This window comes from Pseudomonas sp. 91RF (assembly GCF_003576265.1).
GTDB classification, from domain to species: domain Bacteria; phylum Pseudomonadota; class Gammaproteobacteria; order Pseudomonadales; family Pseudomonadaceae; genus Aquipseudomonas; species Aquipseudomonas kribbensis.
Genome location: NZ_QWFC01000030.1, coordinates 108,137 through 126,743 on the forward strand (window position 1 = coordinate 108,137; position 18,607 = coordinate 126,743).

15 protein-coding genes are annotated in these 18,607 nt (G+C 59.9%); 12 read left to right on the forward strand and 3 right to left on the reverse strand.

Annotated elements, in window-relative coordinates; genetic code table 11:
* The first annotated feature begins 88 nt into the window (after nucleotides 1-88).
* The 4 genes from DXT77_RS16730 to DXT77_RS16740 all read left to right on the forward strand — a co-directional run bounded on the left by DXT77_RS16730 (nucleotide 89) and on the right by DXT77_RS16740 (nucleotide 4,692).
* Nucleotides 89-724 (forward strand): RluA family pseudouridine synthase, encoded by a 636-nt coding sequence (locus DXT77_RS16730; RefSeq protein WP_119428454.1) that lies wholly within the window; start codon nucleotides 89-91, stop codon nucleotides 722-724.
* Between the two features lie 69 nt (nucleotides 725-793).
* On the forward strand, nucleotides 794-2,083 hold the full coding sequence (locus tag DXT77_RS16735; RefSeq protein WP_085710626.1) for a M18 family aminopeptidase: 1,290 nt from the start codon (nucleotides 794-796) through the stop codon (nucleotides 2,081-2,083).
* 196 nt (nucleotides 2,084-2,279) lie between these two features.
* Nucleotides 2,280-2,456, forward strand: a complete 177-nt coding sequence (locus DXT77_RS29930; RefSeq protein ID WP_169429504.1) for a hypothetical protein — start codon at nucleotides 2,280-2,282, stop codon at nucleotides 2,454-2,456.
* A gap of 76 nt (nucleotides 2,457-2,532) precedes the next feature.
* Nucleotides 2,533-4,692, forward strand: coding sequence for a mechanosensitive ion channel family protein (locus tag DXT77_RS16740; RefSeq protein WP_119428455.1), 2,160 nt, complete (start codon nucleotides 2,533-2,535; stop codon nucleotides 4,690-4,692).
* Nucleotides 4,693-5,078: 386 nt separating this feature from the next.
* On the opposite strand, the gene DXT77_RS16745 is transcribed toward DXT77_RS16740, so the two are convergent.
* Nucleotides 5,079-5,792, reverse strand: coding sequence for a UTRA domain-containing protein (locus tag DXT77_RS16745; RefSeq protein ID WP_114881985.1), 714 nt, complete (start codon nucleotides 5,790-5,792; stop codon nucleotides 5,079-5,081).
* 351 nt (nucleotides 5,793-6,143) lie between these two features.
* Between DXT77_RS16745 and DXT77_RS16750 the strand changes: the two genes are divergently transcribed.
* The 6 genes from DXT77_RS16750 to DXT77_RS16775 all read left to right on the forward strand — a co-directional run bounded on the left by DXT77_RS16750 (nucleotide 6,144) and on the right by DXT77_RS16775 (nucleotide 11,499).
* Nucleotides 6,144-7,208, forward strand: coding sequence for an ABC transporter substrate-binding protein (locus DXT77_RS16750; protein ID WP_085710620.1), 1,065 nt, complete (start codon nucleotides 6,144-6,146; stop codon nucleotides 7,206-7,208).
* 181 nt (nucleotides 7,209-7,389) lie between these two features.
* A complete protein-coding gene (locus DXT77_RS16755) occupies nucleotides 7,390-8,196 on the forward strand; it encodes an alkaline phosphatase family protein (RefSeq protein ID WP_119428456.1) in 807 nt (268 codons plus the stop codon).
* Between the two features lie 5 nt (nucleotides 8,197-8,201).
* Nucleotides 8,202-9,038: an ABC transporter permease subunit gene (locus DXT77_RS16760; protein WP_178083472.1), complete on the forward strand. Its 837-nt coding sequence runs from the start codon at nucleotides 8,202-8,204 to the stop codon at nucleotides 9,036-9,038.
* A complete protein-coding gene (locus DXT77_RS16765) occupies nucleotides 9,025-9,825 on the forward strand; it encodes an ABC transporter permease (RefSeq protein WP_065261898.1) in 801 nt (266 codons plus the stop codon). The genes DXT77_RS16760 and DXT77_RS16765 overlap by 14 nt, the downstream gene beginning before the upstream one ends.
* Nucleotides 9,822-10,811, forward strand: a complete 990-nt coding sequence (locus DXT77_RS16770; RefSeq protein WP_119428458.1) for an ABC transporter ATP-binding protein — start codon at nucleotides 9,822-9,824, stop codon at nucleotides 10,809-10,811. Before DXT77_RS16765 ends, DXT77_RS16770 begins: the two co-directional genes overlap by 4 nt.
* Before the next feature lie 34 nt (nucleotides 10,812-10,845).
* Nucleotides 10,846-11,499, forward strand: a complete 654-nt coding sequence (locus tag DXT77_RS16775) for an HAD family phosphatase (protein ID WP_119428459.1) — start codon at nucleotides 10,846-10,848, stop codon at nucleotides 11,497-11,499.
* Between the two features lie 45 nt (nucleotides 11,500-11,544).
* Here the strand turns inward: DXT77_RS16775 and DXT77_RS16780 are convergent, their stop codons facing one another.
* Nucleotides 11,545-12,507, reverse strand: a complete 963-nt coding sequence (locus DXT77_RS16780) for a zinc-binding dehydrogenase (RefSeq protein WP_119428460.1) — start codon at nucleotides 12,505-12,507, stop codon at nucleotides 11,545-11,547.
* Nucleotides 12,508-12,688: 181 nt separating this feature from the next.
* Here DXT77_RS16780 and DXT77_RS16785 point away from each other — a divergent pair, with 181 nt between their 5' ends.
* Both DXT77_RS16785 and DXT77_RS16790 read left to right on the forward strand, forming a co-directional pair.
* Nucleotides 12,689-14,773, forward strand: a complete 2,085-nt coding sequence (locus DXT77_RS16785) for a carboxy terminal-processing peptidase (protein WP_178083471.1) — start codon at nucleotides 12,689-12,691, stop codon at nucleotides 14,771-14,773.
* Nucleotides 14,774-14,907: 134 nt separating this feature from the next.
* Complete coding sequence (locus DXT77_RS16790; RefSeq protein ID WP_119428462.1) at nucleotides 14,908-16,698, forward strand: bifunctional diguanylate cyclase/phosphodiesterase; 1,791 nt, start codon at nucleotides 14,908-14,910, stop codon at nucleotides 16,696-16,698.
* Nucleotides 16,699-17,250: 552 nt separating this feature from the next.
* Here DXT77_RS16790 and DXT77_RS16800 read toward each other — a convergent pair.
* Nucleotides 17,251-18,607: RHS repeat domain-containing protein (locus DXT77_RS16800; RefSeq protein WP_147407011.1), on the reverse strand; the 1,357-nt coding region annotated here is incomplete at its 5' end.

Consider the following 18,607-nt stretch of genomic DNA (forward strand, 5'->3'; position numbering starts at 1 on the left):
GATCCGGCAGGAACGACGGCGGCTCAGGGCCCTTCCGACAGCGGAAGGGCCCTGAGCCGCCGTTGGCATTTGTTACGAGGCTGTTTTAATGCCGCTGTCCAACATCCACATCATCCATCAGGACGCCGCCGTACTGGTGGTGAACAAACCGACCCTGTTGCTCTCGGTGCCCGGCCGGGCCGATGACAACAAGGACTGCCTGATCACCCGCCTGCAGGAAAACGGCTACCCGGAAGCGCGTATCGTCCATCGTCTGGACTGGGAAACCTCCGGCATCATCCTGCTCGCTCGCGACGCCGACACCCACCGCGAACTGTCGCGGCAGTTTCACGACCGCGAAACCGAAAAGGCCTACACCGCCCTGGCCTGGGGCCAGCCGGAGCTGGACAGCGGCAGCATCGACCTGCCCCTGCGCTACGACCCGCCAACCAAACCACGCCACGTCGTAGACCACGAATTCGGCAAACACGCCCTGACCTTCTGGCGCGTGCTGGAACGTTGCGGCGACTGGTGCCGTGTCGAACTGACGCCGATCACCGGCCGTTCGCACCAGTTGCGCGTACACATGCTGTCCATCGGTCATCCGCTGCTCGGTGACGGGCTCTACGCTCACGAACAAGCCCTCGCCGCCTGGCCGCGTCTGTGCCTGCACGCAAGCATGCTCAGCTTCACTCACCCGCAAACCGGTGAGCGTTTGCGCTTCGACTGCCCGGCGCCGTTCTGACCCCACCACAATGTCCCAAGCATCAGGCCGATGCGTTAAACTCCCGCCCATTGCTGTCTGGAGCTTCTTATGCGCGAAGAGTTGAACCAAGGCCTGATCGACTTCCTCAAGGCCTCCCCTACCCCGTTCCACGCCACCGCCAGCCTTGTTCAACGCCTGGAGGCCGCCGGTTATGTGCGCCTTGACGAGCGCGAGACCTGGCACACCGAAGCCAATGGCCGTTACTACGTCACCCGTAACGACTCCTCGATCGTCGCGATCAAGATGGGCCGCAACTCCCCGCTGCACGACGGCATCCGCCTGGTCGGCGCCCACACCGACAGCCCGTGCCTGCGGGTCAAGCCACAACCTGAACTGCAACGCCAAGGCTTCTGGCAACTCGGTGTCGAAGTCTACGGCGGCGCGCTGCTGGCGCCGTGGTTCGACCGTGATCTGTCACTGGCCGGCCGCGTCACCTTCCGCCGCGACGGCAAGGTCGAGAGCCAGTTGATCGACTTCAAGGCCCCGATCGCGATCATTCCCAACCTGGCGATTCACCTCAATCGTGAAGCCAACCAAGGCTGGGCCATCAACGCCCAGACCGAACTGCCGCCGATTCTCGCGCAGTTCGCCGGTGACGAGCGTGTGGATTTCCGCGCCGTATTGACCGATCAACTGGCCCGCGAACACGGTCTGAATGCCGACGTGGTGCTCGATTACGAGCTGAGCTTTTACGACACCCAGAGCGCCGCCGTCATCGGCCTGAACGGTGACTTCATCGCCGGCGCCCGTCTCGACAACTTGTTGTCCTGTTACGCCGGCCTGCAAGCCCTGCTGACTGCCGACACTGAAGAAACCTGCGTGCTGGTGTGCAACGACCACGAAGAAGTCGGCTCCTGCTCGGCGTGCGGCGCCGACGGCCCGATGCTGGAACAGACGCTGCGTCGCCTGCTGCCGGAGGGTGACGAGTTCGTCCGCACCATTCAGAAATCCCTGCTGGTCTCGGCCGACAACGCCCACGGCGTACACCCGAACTACGCCGAGAAGCACGACGCCAACCACGGCCCGAAACTCAACGCTGGCCCGGTGATCAAAGTCAACAGCAACCAGCGCTACGCCACCAACAGCGAAACTGCCGGTTTCTTCCGTCATCTGTGCATGGCCGAAGAAGTCCCGGTGCAAAGCTTCGTGGTGCGCAGCGACATGGGCTGCGGCTCGACCATCGGCCCGATCACCGCCAGCCACCTGGGCGTGCGCACCGTCGACATCGGCCTGCCGACGTTCGCCATGCACTCGATCCGCGAACTGTGCGGCAGCCATGACCTGGCACATCTGGTGAAAGTGCTGAGCGCGTTCTACGCCAGCCGCGAACTGCCGTAGTCCTTGATAAGCATCGCCAGCAGGCTGGCTCCCACATTTGAAATGCATTCCATTGTGGGAGCCAGCCTGCTGGCGATGGCAATCAAACAGTCAGCATCACATCCGGATCCGAACCGGCTCATTTCTGATACACATCACCACCGGTCGGCAAAAAGCGACCTAGACTTAAATCATCCCCTTCGACAAGGCTGTCGCCATGATCTCGATGTCTGCGTTTCACTCCATGCTCATTCCGATCCTGTCCGGAATGATTCTGCTGGCGATCGGCTTCAACTTCCGCGACAAGAACGCCGGAGTGTTCGCCATGTGGATCGGCATGCTGATGATCCTGGCCACCGTGGTCTACAAGATCCTCGCCAAACTCAACGAATAAATCCGCGCCCGGCTCGCATTGATTCAGGCGGGCTCGTACACTCGCCCGATCCGCCCCTTGCGAGGTTGACCGCCTAGTGTTCGCTCGTTTCTTTGCCCTGCCCTGCCTTTTCCTCGTCTGCCTGATGACACTGCTGCCGTCGGCGCCTGCCCACGCGGTGAGCCTGCCCGGCCTGCTCAATGGCTCAAACAAGGCGCAACCGGAAGCCCAGGAACCGCTCGGCCAGTCACTCGACGAAGTCATCAAGTCCCTGGAAAACGATCAGCAGCGCACCCAGTTACTGGGCGACCTGAAAAAACTGCGTGACGCCACGAAAAAAGCCCAGGCCACCCCGGAAGAAGGCGTTCTGGGCCTGATCGGCGGCACCCTGGCCAATTTCGAAAAACAGTTCACCGGCAGCGACAGCCCGCTCAATCGCTGGTCCGCCGAATTCGAACTGGCCAAGGACGAACTGTCCGCCCTGATAATGCCGGCCAGCGAATGGCTGCCTATCATCTTCGGCTTCGCCATGATCCTGATGGTCTGGAGCCTGCTGGCCGCCGCGCTGATCTGGCTCGGCCACCGGGTGCGCATGCGCTTCGGCCTGACCGAAGAACTGCCGCAACACCCCCGGGCCCTCGACATGTTGCGCTTCGCCCTGCGCAAGCTCGGACCGTGGATGATCGCGCTGGTCATCACCGTCTACATGAGCTACGCGCTGCCATCGTCCCTGGGCAAAAGCCTGGCGATGGTACTGGCTTACGCACTGGTGGTCGGCACCTGTTTCTCGGCGATCTGCGTGATCGCCTTTTCCGTACTCGACGGCCCGCACCGCCACCGAGCGCTGTACATCCTGCGGCATCAGGCCTTCCGCCCGCTGTGGCTGATCGGCAGCTTCGCCGCGTTCGGTGAAGGGCTGAACGATCCGCGTCTGGTGGCAGGGCTGGGCGTACACCTGGCCCACACCGCCGCCACCGTCACCAATGTGCTGGCGGCGCTCTCGACCGGCCTGTTCATCCTGCGCTTCCGCCGCCCCATCGCGCACCTGATCCGCAACCAGCCACTGTCCCGCCGCCTGACCCGCCGCGCCCTCAGCGACACCATCGATATCCTCGGCACCTTCTGGTACGTGCCGGCGCTGGTGCTGGTAGGGATTTCCCTGTTCGCCACCTTCGTCTCCGCCGGAGACACCAGCACAGCCTTGCGCCAGTCGCTGATCTGCACCGTGCTGCTGGTGTTGTGCATGGTCATCAACGGCCTCGTCCGCCGCCACGCCCTCAAACCCCAACGCGGGCCGAAACGTCATGCGCTGTATTCCGAGCGCCTGAAAAGCTTCTTCTACACCCTCGCGCATCTGCTGGTGTGGCTGGCCTTCATCGAGCTCGGCCTGCGGGTCTGGGGCATGTCACTGATCGGCTTCACCGAAGGCGAAGGCCACGACATCAGCGTCAAACTGTTCAGCCTGATCGGCACGCTGATCTTCGCCTGGCTGATCTGGATCCTCAGCGACACCGCCGTCCACCACGCCCTCACCCGCTCACGCAAGGGCTTGGCCAACGCCCGCGCGCAGACGATGATGCCGCTGATCCGCAACGTGCTGTTCGTCGCGATCTTCATCATCGCCCTGATCGTCGCGCTGGCGAACATGGGCATGAACGTCACGCCCCTGCTGGCCGGTGCCGGCGTCATCGGCCTGGCGATCGGCTTCGGCGCCCAGTCACTGGTGGCCGACCTGATCACCGGCCTGTTCATCATCATCGAAGACTCCCTGGCCATCGACGACTACGTCGACGTCGGCGGCCACCTCGGCACCGTCGAAGGCCTGACCATCCGCACCGTCCGCCTGCGGGACATCGACGGCATCGTCCACACCATCCCGTTCAGCGAAATCAAAAGCATCAAGAACTACTCCCGGGAATTCGGCTACGCAATCTTCCGCGTGGCCGTACCGTTCAACATGAACATCGACGAAGCCATCAAACTGATGCGTGAAGTCGGCCAGAAAATGCGCACCGACCCGCTGCAGCGACGCAACATCTGGTCGCCGCTGGAGATTCAGGGTGTGGAAAGCTTCGAATCCGGCAACGCAATATTGCGCGCCCGCTTCAAGACCGCCCCGATCAAACAGTGGGAAGTTTCACGGGCGTTCAATTTGTCGCTGAAACGGCATCTGGATGAGGCAGGACTGGATCTGGCGACCCCAAGAATGAATGTGCAAGTGATCACAGCAGGCGGTGGTGGCCAAACTCAGGAGTAACCAACCTCCACGCCTCCCCCACTCAAAACGATGAGCGTTAGCTCGAGTACCGCTTTTGACGTGCCGGCCCCATCGGAAGGCTGAGTGGAGGGATTCATCCGGGGGGTAGGCGCGCAGCGCCGTTTGGCGAAGCCAAACACATCGAGAGGAGGTGCAGCGAAGCAAACCGGAGGCGATGCCCCCGGATGAATTCCGGAGCGAAGGAACCCCGAGCCTCAGCGAGGGGCCGAACGCCGGGGCCCAGACCTTTGCTTCCTTTGGGGCGTTTGCCAAAGGGAGTCGCTGTAAGAGCGAAACCGCCAGCCGCAACACCCGAAGCAACGGATATTCACCCCAATCAACCCAAAACCTGGCCGGCCCAGAGGCCGCCAAGGTCAAGGTCAAGGTCAAACAACGTCAACCCCAACGTGAATCGCATCATGCCGCCAAAACTCCAGATCACAATCAATCAACCGCCCAGCCTGATCATAATTGACCCGAGCAATCCGCAACCCCGGACTCCCCACCGACACCCGCAAAGCCGCCGCCGCATCGACCGATAAAGACGTAGGCACAATCTCGAACCGCACCCGCCCATAGTGCAAATCGTAATGCCGCGCATACAGCTCGGTAATCGACTGATTCAAATCAAACTCCAGAATCCCCGGGAAATACTGCGGATTCAGATAATGCTCCACATACAACACCAGCCGCCCGTCGATCCGCCGCGACCGGCAGATCTGAATCACGCTCGACAACGCCGGCAACTGCAACCACGCACACACCGCCGCTGACGCCGGCTGCAACCGCGCCGAAATCACCTCGGTCGACGGCACCCGCCCCTGCGCACTGACCATCGCGTGAAAGTGACTGCGCTGCATCAGGTTGTAGGCCAGCCGCGGTGGCGACACGAACCAGCCCCGACGTTCCTCGCGATAAATCTGCCCTTGGGCCTCCAGTTGCAACAAGGCTTCACGCACAGTAATGCGCGTCGTGCCGAACAACTCGCTGAGCTTGCGCTCGGCCGGCAACTTGCTGCCCGCCACGAGCAAACCGTGGTCGAGTTGCTCCTGAAGGATCTGCCCAATGGCTGTCACCGCTTTTGTTGCCTCATCGCGCATCAACGTTACCTATCTGGACTAGACCAGCACTGTTTCGGGGCAAAACCGCACGACTATTGCGCCGTTCGGTCGTGTTGCAAGCCTAGGCAGTGCAGATGACCGAGAGATGACAAAACTACCGAGCGGTCGCGCTGACAACTTGCAATACATCGGCCAAGTCCCTTGCCAGCCGGGACTTTGAGGGTGGTCTACGCTTACCGGGCAGCCATAGATACCGGAGAAAATAATCGCTGGTCAGGCATCCGCCGACATCAAAGTGTCATCCAGCCCCCCTACATTGGCTCAGGTATTGCTGACCTAGACCAACACAAACCGCAATCGCAGCGTTGAACACGACCAAGGAGCTTCGGAATGAAACAGCTTTTCCTGGCAACACTGTTAGGCTCGACCATTGCCATGTGCACCGCCGCCATGGCGGCTGATGATCTGAAAACCCTCGAAGCCGCTGCGAAAGCGGAAGGCGCCGTCAACAGCGTCGGCATGCCCGATGACTGGGCCAACTGGAAAGGCACCTGGGAAGACCTGGCCAAGACCTACGGCCTGAAACACATCGACACCGACATGAGCTCGGCCCAGGAAATCGCCAAGTTCGCCGCCGAGAAAGACAACGCCACCGCCGACATCGGCGACGTCGGCGCGGCTTTCGGCCCGATCGCGGTCAAACAAGGCGTGGTGCAACCTTACAAGCCGACCACCTGGGATCAGGTACCGGCCTGGGCCAAGGACAAGGACGGCAACTGGGCACTGGCCTACACCGGCACCATCGCTTTCATCGTCAACAAGAAGCTGCTGCACGGTTCCGAAGTACCGACCAAATGGGCTGACCTCAAGGGCGGCAAATACAAGGTCTCCATCGGTGACGTGAGCACCGCGGCCCAGGCGGCCAACGGCGTACTCGCCGCAGCACTGGCCAACGGCGGCGACGAGAAAAACATCCAGCCTGCCCTGCTGCTGTTCGCAGACATCGCCAAGCAGGGCCGCCTGTCGATGGCCAACCCGACCATCGCCACCATGGAAAAAGGCGAGATCGAAGTCGGCGTGGTCTGGGACTTCAACGGCCTGAGCTACAAGGCCAAGATGGCCAACCCGGATGACTACGTGGTGCTGATCCCGTCCGACGGTTCGGTGATTTCCGGCTACACCACCATCATCAACAAATACGCGAAGAACCCGAACGCCGCCAAGCTGACCCGCGAATACATCTTCAGCGACGCCGGCCAGACCAACCTCGCCCGCGGCAACGCCCGTCCGATCCGCGCCGAGCACCTGACCCTGCCGGAAGACGTGAAAGCCAAACTGCTGCCGAACGAGCAGTACAAGAAGGTCACGCCGATCAAGGACGCCGATGCGTGGGAAAAAACCTCGAAGGCTCTGCCGCAGAAGTGGAACGAAGAAGTCATCGTAGAGATGAAATAAAGCTGCTGATCACCCCTTTGTGATCTGTTGAAAATCCAAATGTGGGAGCGGGCTTGCTCGCGAATGCGCCGTCTCAGTCAACATCATCGTTGAGTGAACAACCGCCTTCGCGAGCAGGCTCGCTCCCACAGGGGATTGAGTTGATTTCGAGATATTTGAATTTCGCGGAGTTTTTGCCCCTATGAAGCACACCGTCATCCTTGTCGTGCTCGACGGCCTCAACTACGAGGTCGCGCGTCACGCCATGGGGCATCTGCAGGCTTACGTTGGCGCAGGACGCGCCGCGCTCTACCAGTTGGAGTGCGAGCTGCCGGCCCTGTCCCGACCGCTTTACGAATGCATCCTCACGGGCGTACCGCCTATCGACAGCGGCATCGTCCACAACAACGTCTCGCGCCTGTCCAATCAGCGCAGCATCTATCACTACGCACGTGATGCCGGTCTGAAAACCGCCGCCGCGGCGTACCACTGGGTCAGCGAGCTGTACAACCGCTCGCCGTTCGTTGCCGCCCGGGATCGTCACACCGATGACCCTACACTGCCGATCCAGCACGGCCACTTCTACTGGAACGATCACTATCCGGACTCGCACCTGTTCGCCGACGCCGAAAACCTGCGCCTGCGCCACGCACCGGATTTTCTGCTGATCCACCCGATGAACATTGACGACGCCGGGCACAAGCACGGCCTCGACACCCCGCAATACCGAAACAGCGCGCGCAGCGCCGACATCATCCTCGCCGACTACCTGCAAGGTTGGCTCGACGCCGGCTGCCAGGTGCTGGTGACGGCCGACCACGGCATGAACAACGACCGCTCGCACAACGGCCTGCTGCCGGAAGAACGTCAGGTGCCGTTGTTCGTACTCGGTGATGCCTTCAGCCTGGACAGCGAAGCTGCACCGAAGCAGACCGACATCTGCGGCACCGTCTGCGAACTGCTCGGCGTGCCCCACGACAAACCTGTGTGCCGGGAGTTGCTCAAGTGAACTCAATGACTCGCGGCAAATGGCTGGCGGCCCTGTGCCTGGTGCCTTTCGCGCTGTTCTTTATCGTGTTCGAAATCGCCCCGCTGATCTGGGTGATGATCAACAGCCTGCAATCGGAAGAATTCGGTTGGGGCTTCGCCAACTTCAGCAAGATCTTCAGTTCGAAGTTCTATCTGCAGGCGATCCAGTACAGCCTCGAAATCAGTTTCTGGTCGAGCGTATTCGGGATCATCATCGCGGTGCTCGGCGCCTACTCCCTGCGTCGGGTCGATTCGAAACTGCGTAATTTCGTCAACGCTTTCGCCAACATGACCAGCAACTTCGCCGGCGTGCCTCTGGCGTTTGCCTTCATCATCCTGCTCGGCTTCAACGGCAGCATCACGATCATGCTGAAACAGGCCGGGATCATTCAGGATTTCAACCTGTACTCGAAAACCGGGTTGATCATCCTCTACACCTACTTCCAGATTCCCCTCGGCGTCCTGCTGCTGTATCCGGCGTTCGACGCCCTGCGTGAAGACTGGCGTGAATCCGCCGCGCTGCTCGGCGCTGACGGCTGGCAGTTCTGGCGCCACATCGGTTTGCCCGTGCTGACCCCGGCCCTGCTCGGCACCTTCGTGATCCTGCTGGCCAACGCCCTCGGCGCCTATGCCACGGTGTACGCGCTGACTACCGGCAACTTCAACGTGCTGCCGATCCGCATTGCGGCGATGGTGTCCGGCGACATTTCCCTCGATCCGAACCTGGCCAGCGCCCTGGCCGTGGTCCTGGTGGCGCTGATGACCCTGGTGACCGTCGTGCATCAACTGCTGCTGAAGAGGAGCTACCATGTCTCGCGCTGAATCCGGCCCGGCCGGCGTCTACCACCGCGTCGTGGTCTACCTGCTGTTCGCCATTCTGCTGCTGCCGTTGCTGGGCACTCTGATCTACTCGATCGCCAGCAGCTGGTCGGCCACCGTGCTGCCCAGCGGCTTCACCTTCAAGTGGTACATCCAGTTGTGGAGCGACCCGCGCTTCCTGCATGCCTTCGGCCAGTCGCTGCTGGTGTGCGTCGGCGCGCTGATCCTGTCGGTGGTGCTGATTTTGCCGCTGCTGTTCGTGGTGCATTACCACTTCCCGAAACTCGATGCGCTGATGAACATCCTGATCCTGCTGCCCTTCGCGGTACCGCCGGTGGTGTCGTCGGTGGGCCTGTTGCAGCTCTATGGTTCCGGACCATTCGCGATGGTCGGCACACCGTGGATCCTGATCGGTTGCTACTTCACCGTGGCGCTGCCGTTCATGTACCGGGCGATCACCAACAACCTGCAAGCGATCAACCTGCGCGACCTGATGGATGCCGCCCAACTGCTCGGCGCCAGTACCTTCCAGGCGGCTTTCCTGGTGGTGCTGCCGAACCTGCGCAAGGGCCTGATGGTCGCGTTGCTGCTGTCATTCTCATTCCTGTTCGGTGAGTTCGTGTTCGCCAACATCCTGGTCGGCACCCGCTACGAAACCCTGCAGGTCTACCTCAACAACATGCGCAACAGCAGCGGTCACTTCACCAGCGCACTGGTGATTTCCTACTTCTTTTTCGTGCTGGTCCTGACCTGGGTCGCCAACATCTTGAACAAGGACAAAAGCGAATGAGCTATGTCAGCGTCCAACACCTTCAGAAAAACTATGCGGGCACCACGGTGTTCAGCGACATCAACTGCGAAATCCAGAAAGGTGAATTCGTCACCCTGCTCGGACCGTCCGGTTGCGGCAAATCCACCCTGCTGCGCTGTATCGCCGGCCTAACGCCGGTGGATGGCGGCAAGATTCTGCTCGATAGCGTCGACATCGTGCCGCTGACACCACAGAAGCGCGGGATCGGCATGGTGTTCCAGAGCTATGCGCTGTTCCCCAACATGACCGTGGAGCAGAACGTCGCCTTTGGTCTGCGCATGCAGAAGGTCAATCCGGACGACAGCCACAAACGTGTCACCGAGGCGTTGAAACTGGTTGAGCTCAACGATTTCGCCAGCCGTTATCCGCACCAACTCTCCGGCGGTCAGTGTCAGCGCGTCGCCCTCGCCCGCTCGCTGGTCACCCGTCCGCGTCTGTTGCTGCTGGATGAGCCACTGTCGGCTCTTGATGCACGGATTCGCAAACACCTGCGCGAACAGATCCGTCAGATCCAGCGCGAACTCGGCCTGACCACGATTTTCGTCACACACGATCAGGAAGAAGCCCTGACCATGTCTGACCGGATTTTCCTGATGAATCAGGGAAAGATCGTACAAAGCGGCGATGCCGAAACCCTCTACACCGCACCGGTCGACGTGTTTGCCGCCGGCTTCATCGGCAACTACAACCTGCTGGATGCCGAGAGTGCCTCGAAGCTGTTACAGCGGCCGATCAGCCACCGCATCGCGATTCGCCCGGAGGCCATCGAACTGAGCCTGAACGGCGAACTCGATGCGCAGATTCGCAGCCACAGCCTGCTGGGCAACGTGATCCGCTACCGCATCGAGGCCCGGGGCGTGGAACTGGTGGTGGATGTGCTCAACCGTTCGGCGGCGGATCTGCATCCCGACGGTCAGCGCCTGGCGCTTTCCATCGATCCGACAGCCCTGTGTGAGGTAGCCTGATGACTTTGCTGACGTTGAAGAGAGAACTGCACTGATGGCCCTGGCAATTTTTGATCTGGACGAAACCCTGATCCACGGCGACTGCGCCACCCTCTGGAGCGAGCAGATGGGCCGCCTGGGCTGGGTCGATCCCGAGTCGTTCATGCGCAAGAACAATGAACTCATGGACGCCTACAGCCATGGCAAGTTGCGCATGGAAGACTACATGGAGTTCAGCCTCGAACCGCTGATCGGTCGCACCCCGGAAGAAGTCGAGCATCTGGTCGGCCCCTGGGTCGAGGACTTCATCGAGCCGATCATCTTCAGTGACGCGACCAAAACCATCGCCGTCCACCGCAAGGCCGGCGACCGGATTCTGGTGATCTCGGCCTCGGGCACACACCTGGTCAAACCGATTGCCGAACGACTGGGCATCGATGAAGTTCTGGGCATCGAACTGGAAGTGGCCCATGGCGTGTACAGCGGCCACACCGTAGGCACCCTGACCTATCGCGAAGGCAAGATCACCCGTCTGCTGGAATGGCTGGACGCCGAAGAGGAAAACCTTGAGGGCGCGAGCTTCTATTCCGACTCACGCAATGATCTGCCGTTGCTGTTGAAAGTGGATTACCCGCATGTGGTCAATCCGGATCCGGTGTTGCGCGAGCAGGCCGAGAAAGCTGGCTGGCCGATCCATCTCTGGAAGTAAGCGATTGTCTTGTGGGAGCACACTTGCTCCCACAAGCCTCGATGATCAGCTCAGGCTGTCGTCGATCACCAGTACCAGCTTCCCGGCGACCGTGTTGCTCGCCAGCTCGGCGAACGCCGCTTCGGCATCCTTGATCGCAAAGGTTTTGGCCAGTTGCGGTTTCAGGCGCCCTTCGGAAAACAGCGGCCACACATGCTGGCTCAGATCGCTGAACAGATCCGCCTTGAACTGATCGTCACGGCTGCGCAGGGTCGAGCCCAGCAGTTGCACACGCTTGGCCAGCACCTGGGCGAGATCCAGTTTCGCTTCGCGACCACCCATCAGGCCGATCAGCACCCAGCGCCCGTCCTGAGCCATCAGCTTGAGATTCAATGCGGAATAATTGCCGCCGACCGGATCCAGGATCACATCGAACGGCCCGAAGTCTCGCAGGCTTTCCAGATCGTCAGTGCGCACCACGCCGCCCTGGGCGCCCAGCGCTTCACAGTAGGCCAAACGCTCGGCCGAGCCGACGCTGACCCAGCACGGATTGCCAAACGCCTTGCACAGTTGAATGGCGGCGGAACCGATGCCACTGGCGCCGGCATGCAGAAGAACTTTCTCACCCGGTTTGAGCGCAGCGAGTTGAAACACATTCAGCCAGACCGTCGCGTACACCTCAGGCAGTGCAGCCGCTTCGATCAGCGACACACCTTCCGGAACCGGCAGCACATGCCGCCCGTCGACGACCACTTCTTCGGCCATCCCGCCCCCGGCCAGCAAGGCGCAGACCCGATCACCAACCTGCCAGGACGAGCCGGCGCCGACTTCGCTGATAACGCCGGAGCATTCAAGCCCCAGCACCTGACTGGCACCCGGCGGCGGTGGATAAAGGCCCGCCTTCTGTAATAAATCCGCGCGATTGAGGCCCGCTGCCGCCACCCGGATGCGAACTTGTCCTACATCACACGTAGGACTTGGTTCATCAACCCATGCCACTTGACCTTCAACGCCTTGCAATGCCTTCACAGTGCCTCCATAGTGAGTCTGGACTGAGCCCGAAGCTGTAGCGCCGGGCTTTTTGCATTATGCGACCGGCCCTGGGGTCTGAACGATCGCTGAACAGCAGTTATCGTACAGAGCGTAGAGGTACCGGCGACTTCAAAGACGGCCTAATATGCGTTATCAATTGTCCCCGCGTCGAATCAGCATGAAGCATCTGCTCCCCAGCACCGCCCTCGCTCTTTTCATCGGTATCGGCCTCTTGCCGGTGTCGGGCAGCACATTCGCAGCCAACAGCTGGGACAAGTTGCAGCCTGATCGCGATGAAGTGATTGCCAGTCTGAACGTCGTCGAGTTGCTCAAGCGCCACCACTACAGCAAGCCGCCGCTCGACGATGCGCGCTCGGCGATCATCTACGACAGCTACATCAAGCTGCTGGACCCGTCGCGCAGCTACTTAATGGCCAGCGATATCGCCGAATTCGACAAGTGGAAGTACCAGTTCGACGACTTCCTCAAGAGCGGCGACCTCAACGCCGGCTTCACCATCTACAAGCGTTATCTGGACCGCGTGAAGGCGCGTCTGGACTTCGCCATCGCCGAGCTGGACAAAGGCGTCGACAAGATGGACTTCACCACGAAGGAAACCTTGCTGATCGATCGCAAGGATGCTCCGTGGCTCAAATCCACCGCCGAACTTGACGACCTGTGGCGCAAACGCGTGAAGGACGAAGTGCTGCGGCAGAAGATCGCCGGCAAAGAGCCGAAGCAGATCCAGGAAACCCTGACCAAGCGCTACAAGAACCAGTTGGCGCGTCTGGACCAGACCCGTGCCGAAGACATCTTCCAGGCGTACATCAACACCTTCGCCATGTCCTACGATCCGCACACCAACTATCTGTCGCCGGATAACGCGGAAAACTTCGACATCAACATGAGCCTGTCCCTCGAGGGCATCGGCGCCGTGTTGCAGAGCGACAACGATCAAGTGAAGGTCGTGCGTCTGGTGCCGGCAGGTCCTGCCGACAAGACCAAGCAAGTTGCTCCGGCGGACAAGATCATCGGCGTTGCCCAGGGCAACAAAGAGATGGTCGACGTGGTCGGCTGGCGCCTGGACGAAGTGGTCAAGCTGATCCGTGGTCCGAAAGGCACCGTGGTGCGTCTGGAAGTCATCCCGGCCAGCAATGCGCCTAACGACCAGACCAGCAAGATCGTGCCGATCACCCGTGAAGCGGTGAAGCTCGAAGACCAGGCCGTGAAGAAATCCATCCTGAGCCTCAAACAGGACGGCAAGGACTACAAGCTCGGCGTGATCGAGATTCCAGCCTTCTATCTGGACTTCAAGGCGTTCCGTGCCGGTGATCCGGACTACAAGAGCACCACTCGCGACGTCAAGAAACTGCTGACCGAACTGCAGAAAGAGAAAGTCGACGGCGTGGTCATCGACCTGCGCAACAACGGCGGCGGTTCCCTGCAGGAAGCCACCGAGCTGACCAGCCTGTTCATCGACAAGGGCCCTACCGTGCTCGTGCGTAACGCCGATGGCCGGGTCGATGTGCTTGAAGATGAAAACCCGGGCGCGTTCTACAAAGGCCCGATGGCGCTGCTGGTCAACCGCCTGTCCGCCTCGGCTTCGGAGATCTTCGCCGGCGCCATGCAGGACTACCACCGCGCACTGATCATCGGCGGCCAGACCTTCGGCAAAGGCACCGTGCAGACCATCCAGCCGCTGAACCATGGCGAACTGAAACTGACCCTGGCCAAGTTCTACCGGGTTTCCGGCCAGAGCACCCAGCATCAGGGCGTACTGCCGGACATCGACTACCCGTCGATCATCGACACCAAGGAAATCGGCGAGAGCGCCCTGCCGGAAGCCATGCCGTGGGACACCATCCGCGCGGCGATCAAACCGGCGGTCGACCCGTTCAAGCCGTATCTGGCCCAGCTCAAGTCCGAGCATGATGCCCGTTCGGCCAAGGACGCGGAGTTCGTGTTCATCCGCGACAAGCTGGCCCTGGCGCAGAAGCTGCTGGAAGAGAAAACCGTCAGCCTCAATGAAGCCGACCGTCGTGCCCAGCACGCCGACATCGACGCCAAGCAACTGGCGATGGAAAACATCCGTCGCAAGGCCAAAGGCGAAGAACCGCTCAAAGAGCTGAAGAAAGAAGACGACGACGCTCTTGCGGCAGCCGAGCCGGACAAGGTCAAACCGGAAGACGACGCCTACCTGAGCGAAACCGGGCGCGTGCTGCTGGATTACCTGAAGCTGAGCAATCAGGTGGCCAAGAAGTAAGGTGATGGCAATTTAATGGTGACGATCCCCGGATCGTCATCAAACAGTCATCATTCTGTCGTGCAATAAAGGACTGGGAGCGGTTCTCTTCATCGAGAGCGCTCCCAGTCCTTTTTTTATCGCCAGAGATTGCCATGACCACGACCGAACAGCTGAGTGCCTTGAGCTCGATCCTGACTCAAAGCGGTTTGCACAGCCTGTTCCAGCCGATCATTTGCCTCTCTGAACGACGCATTCTCGGCTATGAAGCCCTGACTCGCGGCCCGTCCAACAGCCCGCTGCACTCCCCCATCGCCCTGTTCGCCGTGGCTCGTCAGGCCGGGCGTTTGAGCGAACTGGAAATCGCCTGCCGCCAAAGCGCCTGCCGCCGTTTCAACGAACAGCAACTGCCGGGCAAACTGTTTCTCAACGTCTCTCCCGAATCCCTGCTCGAAGCTGCGCACCAGCCAGGGCGCACGCTGCAACTGCTGCAGGACTTCGGCATTCCACCGAGCCAGGTGGTGATCGAACTCACCGAACAGACGCCGATCGACGACTTTCAGTTGCTGCAAACGGCACTGCATCACTACCGGGCGATGGGGTTTTCGATTGCACTGGACGATCTTGGCGCAGGTTATTCGAGCCTGCGCCTGTGGTCGGAGCTGCGTCCCGATTACGTGAAAATCGATCGACACTTTATCGACGGCATTCACCAGGATGCGTTGAAACGCGAGTTCGTCGGATCGATCCTGCAAATCGCCAAGGCCTCCCGGGCCCAGGTGATTGCCGAAGGCATCGAACTACCGGAAGAGCTGGCGGTGCTGACCGAAATGGGTGTCGATCTGGTCCAGGGCTACCTGCTCGGGCGCCCGCAGGAACACCCGCCACGCGACGCCCGGGCCCTGATGCCCAAACACGACAGCAGCGCAGTGGCGCTGAATGACGAAGGCAGCGACCTCAGCGCCCTGCTCAACGATCAGCCGGCCGTGAATCGCGACACACCCACCGCCACGGTCCTCGAAGCGTTTCGCCGCCAGGCCAACCTGAACTCGCTGGCAGTGCTGGACGAACAAGGCCAGCCCTGCGGCATCGTGCATCGCCATTCATTGTCCGACGCGCTGCTCAAGCCATTCGCCACCGACCTGTTCGCCCGCAAACCGATCAGCCGCCTGATGAACGACGACTTCCTCGCCGTGGAAATGAGCCAGTCGCTGCAACAGGTCAGCCGCCTGATCACCAGCCGCGCCCGACAGCGCATCGAAGAAGATTTCATCATCACCCTCAATGGCAGCTATCTGGGCCTGGGGCGGGTGATCGACGTGCTCAAACTGATTACCGAGCTGAAAATTCAGCAGGCTCGGTATGCCAACCCGCTGACCTTGTTGCCGGGGAATGTGCCGATTCAGCAATGTTTGACTCGCTTACTGCAACAGGGGCGGGAGTCGGTTATTTGCTATGTCGATATCGACAGCTTCAAGCCCTTTAACGATATCTATGGGTATGGGCGTGGGGATGAGGTGTTGTTGTGTCTGGCGCAATGCCTGAACGAACGCGTCGACCCGTCCCGCGATTTCGTTGGCCACATCGGTGGTGACGATTTCCTGTTGGTGCTCGGCCCGGAGGATTGGCGCAAACGGCTGAACCAGTTGCTTGATGATTTCCAGAGCCAATGCCGACGGTTTTACCGCCCCGAACACCTTGAGGCTGGGTGTTTTGTTGCGCCGAATCGCCAGGGGATTCGTCAGGAATTTCCGTTGCTGTCGTTGTCCATTGGCGTGGTGCATTTGCATCCTGAAGCGTGTGCGCAACTGGATGCGAGCCAGTTGGCAGAGTTGGCTTCGCAGGCGAAGCATCATGCTAAGAATGTGCCGGGGTATAGTGTGCATGTGATTGATAGCCTCGCCGCTTCCGAGCTTCACTCTCCGCAACTAATGGGTCAACGCTGAGCCCCAGACCACGTCCCCCGCGAAAGCAGGGCTACACACGAAGGGTAGGTTAACGTAACTAACTACTTACCTAGACGCTAATTCAGCAAACAAAGCCAATAACACCCATTGTTTATTTTAATTTTAATATTCACACTCACCACGTGGATCTATCCTCACTCGCTGCGAGTTCAAGGTCCTCCCTCCAGACATCTCCGGCCAAACGGTAGACCTCTTGAAAAAAACAACGCGAACTGTCTAACGAATACCATTCCCCCCTAGGCCAACTAGACGCCTCGCGCTCGTCAATATCAAAGAGGCTACTAAAATCATAGCTTGAATCATCTAACGCTACTTTTAAGGCCTCAACCAAAACCAGCTTATGCCTATATGAAAGGTATGGCAGATTCAGACAATACTTTCTGATGAGAATCTCTCTATCCTCAGGAGTATTCGGGTTATATGCACTGAGCTCTAAGCCTCGAGTCTCCTCTCGGTCATAAACATCAAAAACGCCAATAAACCAAGTAAACTTTGGTTCAAAGCGCTCATTCAAATACGGATCTTTCAACATCATCTTTTCTCCGACGGGAAACCAGTAAATGGCTCCTGCGTGCTCGTCCTATCAAACTTAACTTCAAACCAGTTCATATTTTCATTCAAAATAGGATTTTGCGGATCTGTCCTATTCGGTCGATACCCCCGCCCTGCCCCAGGCAACTCAAACCTAACTATCGGAGTATCATTATGATCCTTACCCGTATGCCTGATTAAGCCATTTTCATCCCTAGTCATCGCCTTATTTAATGCACCCAAATGCATTCGCCAGTTATGAAACTGTGAGCTTGGATTTCCTCTGGGTGGTGTTGGGGTGACGCCAGTGTGAGGATCAGTACCATCGATGGCTCGCTGTTTAAGTGCCGGATCAGAAATTTCAGAACTATGTTTTTTGACGGTGTGCATACCATAAAGGTCTTCATATTCAGTTACGCGTCGCTTGGCGTTCTCCTCTGCTACCTCATCAATCCTCGCCCGTCGCTCCTGCGCTGTCATCTTTGGCAGAGGGGGCGCCCCCTCATCGACGACCACTCGACCGGCCTCGTATCGCATCGGACGGCGCGGGGTCGGCGGCGGACAAGTACAACTCAACCCCAACGGATCCACCCACCCCGTCGGATTCGGCACATACCGGTACTGATTCAACCCACCCGCCAGCTTCACCGGATCCGGCGTCAGGTACCGTCCAACGTCCGGGTCGTAGTACCGATGCCGGTTGTAGTGCAGTCCGCTTTCCGCATCGAAGTACTGCCCCTGAAAGCGCAGCGGCTGGTCGAGATAATCGTCGGTCGCGAGCTGCAGCGAGGTGACCTTGCCGTAGGCGCTGTATTTGGCTGACCAGACGATCTCGCCGCTGTAGTCGGTCAGTTCCTGCGGCGTGCCGAGGTGGTCGAGCTGGTAGTAGAACGGGCAGGCGCGTTTCGGGCCTTGGCCGTCGAGCATCGCCAGCGGGCGGAAGGTGCCGGGTTCGTAGATGAAGCTGCGGTGTTGTTCTTTGCTGCTTTCGGCGATCAGGTGGTCGCCTTGCCAGAAGAACTCGGTGGTCTGGCCATCGACGGTTTTGCGGATGCGGCGGCCGAAGGCGTCGTAGTGGTAGGTCGCGGTGGTGCCGTCGGGACGAATGAGGCCGATCAGGCGGTGCTGGCTGTCGTAGCGGTATTCTGTGACGAGTGTTTGTGCGCGGCCACGGCGTTCACGGATCAGGTTGCCGAAGGCGTCGTAGTCGTAATGGCGGTCGCCCTGCATCAGCAGGCGATTGCCTTTGATGCTGACCGGGCCGGGGCGGTCCTGCGTCAGCAGGTTGCCGGCCGGGTCGTGGGCGAAGTTTTCCGGTACGTCGTCACGGGTGTGGCGCACGCGGATCAGCCGGTCG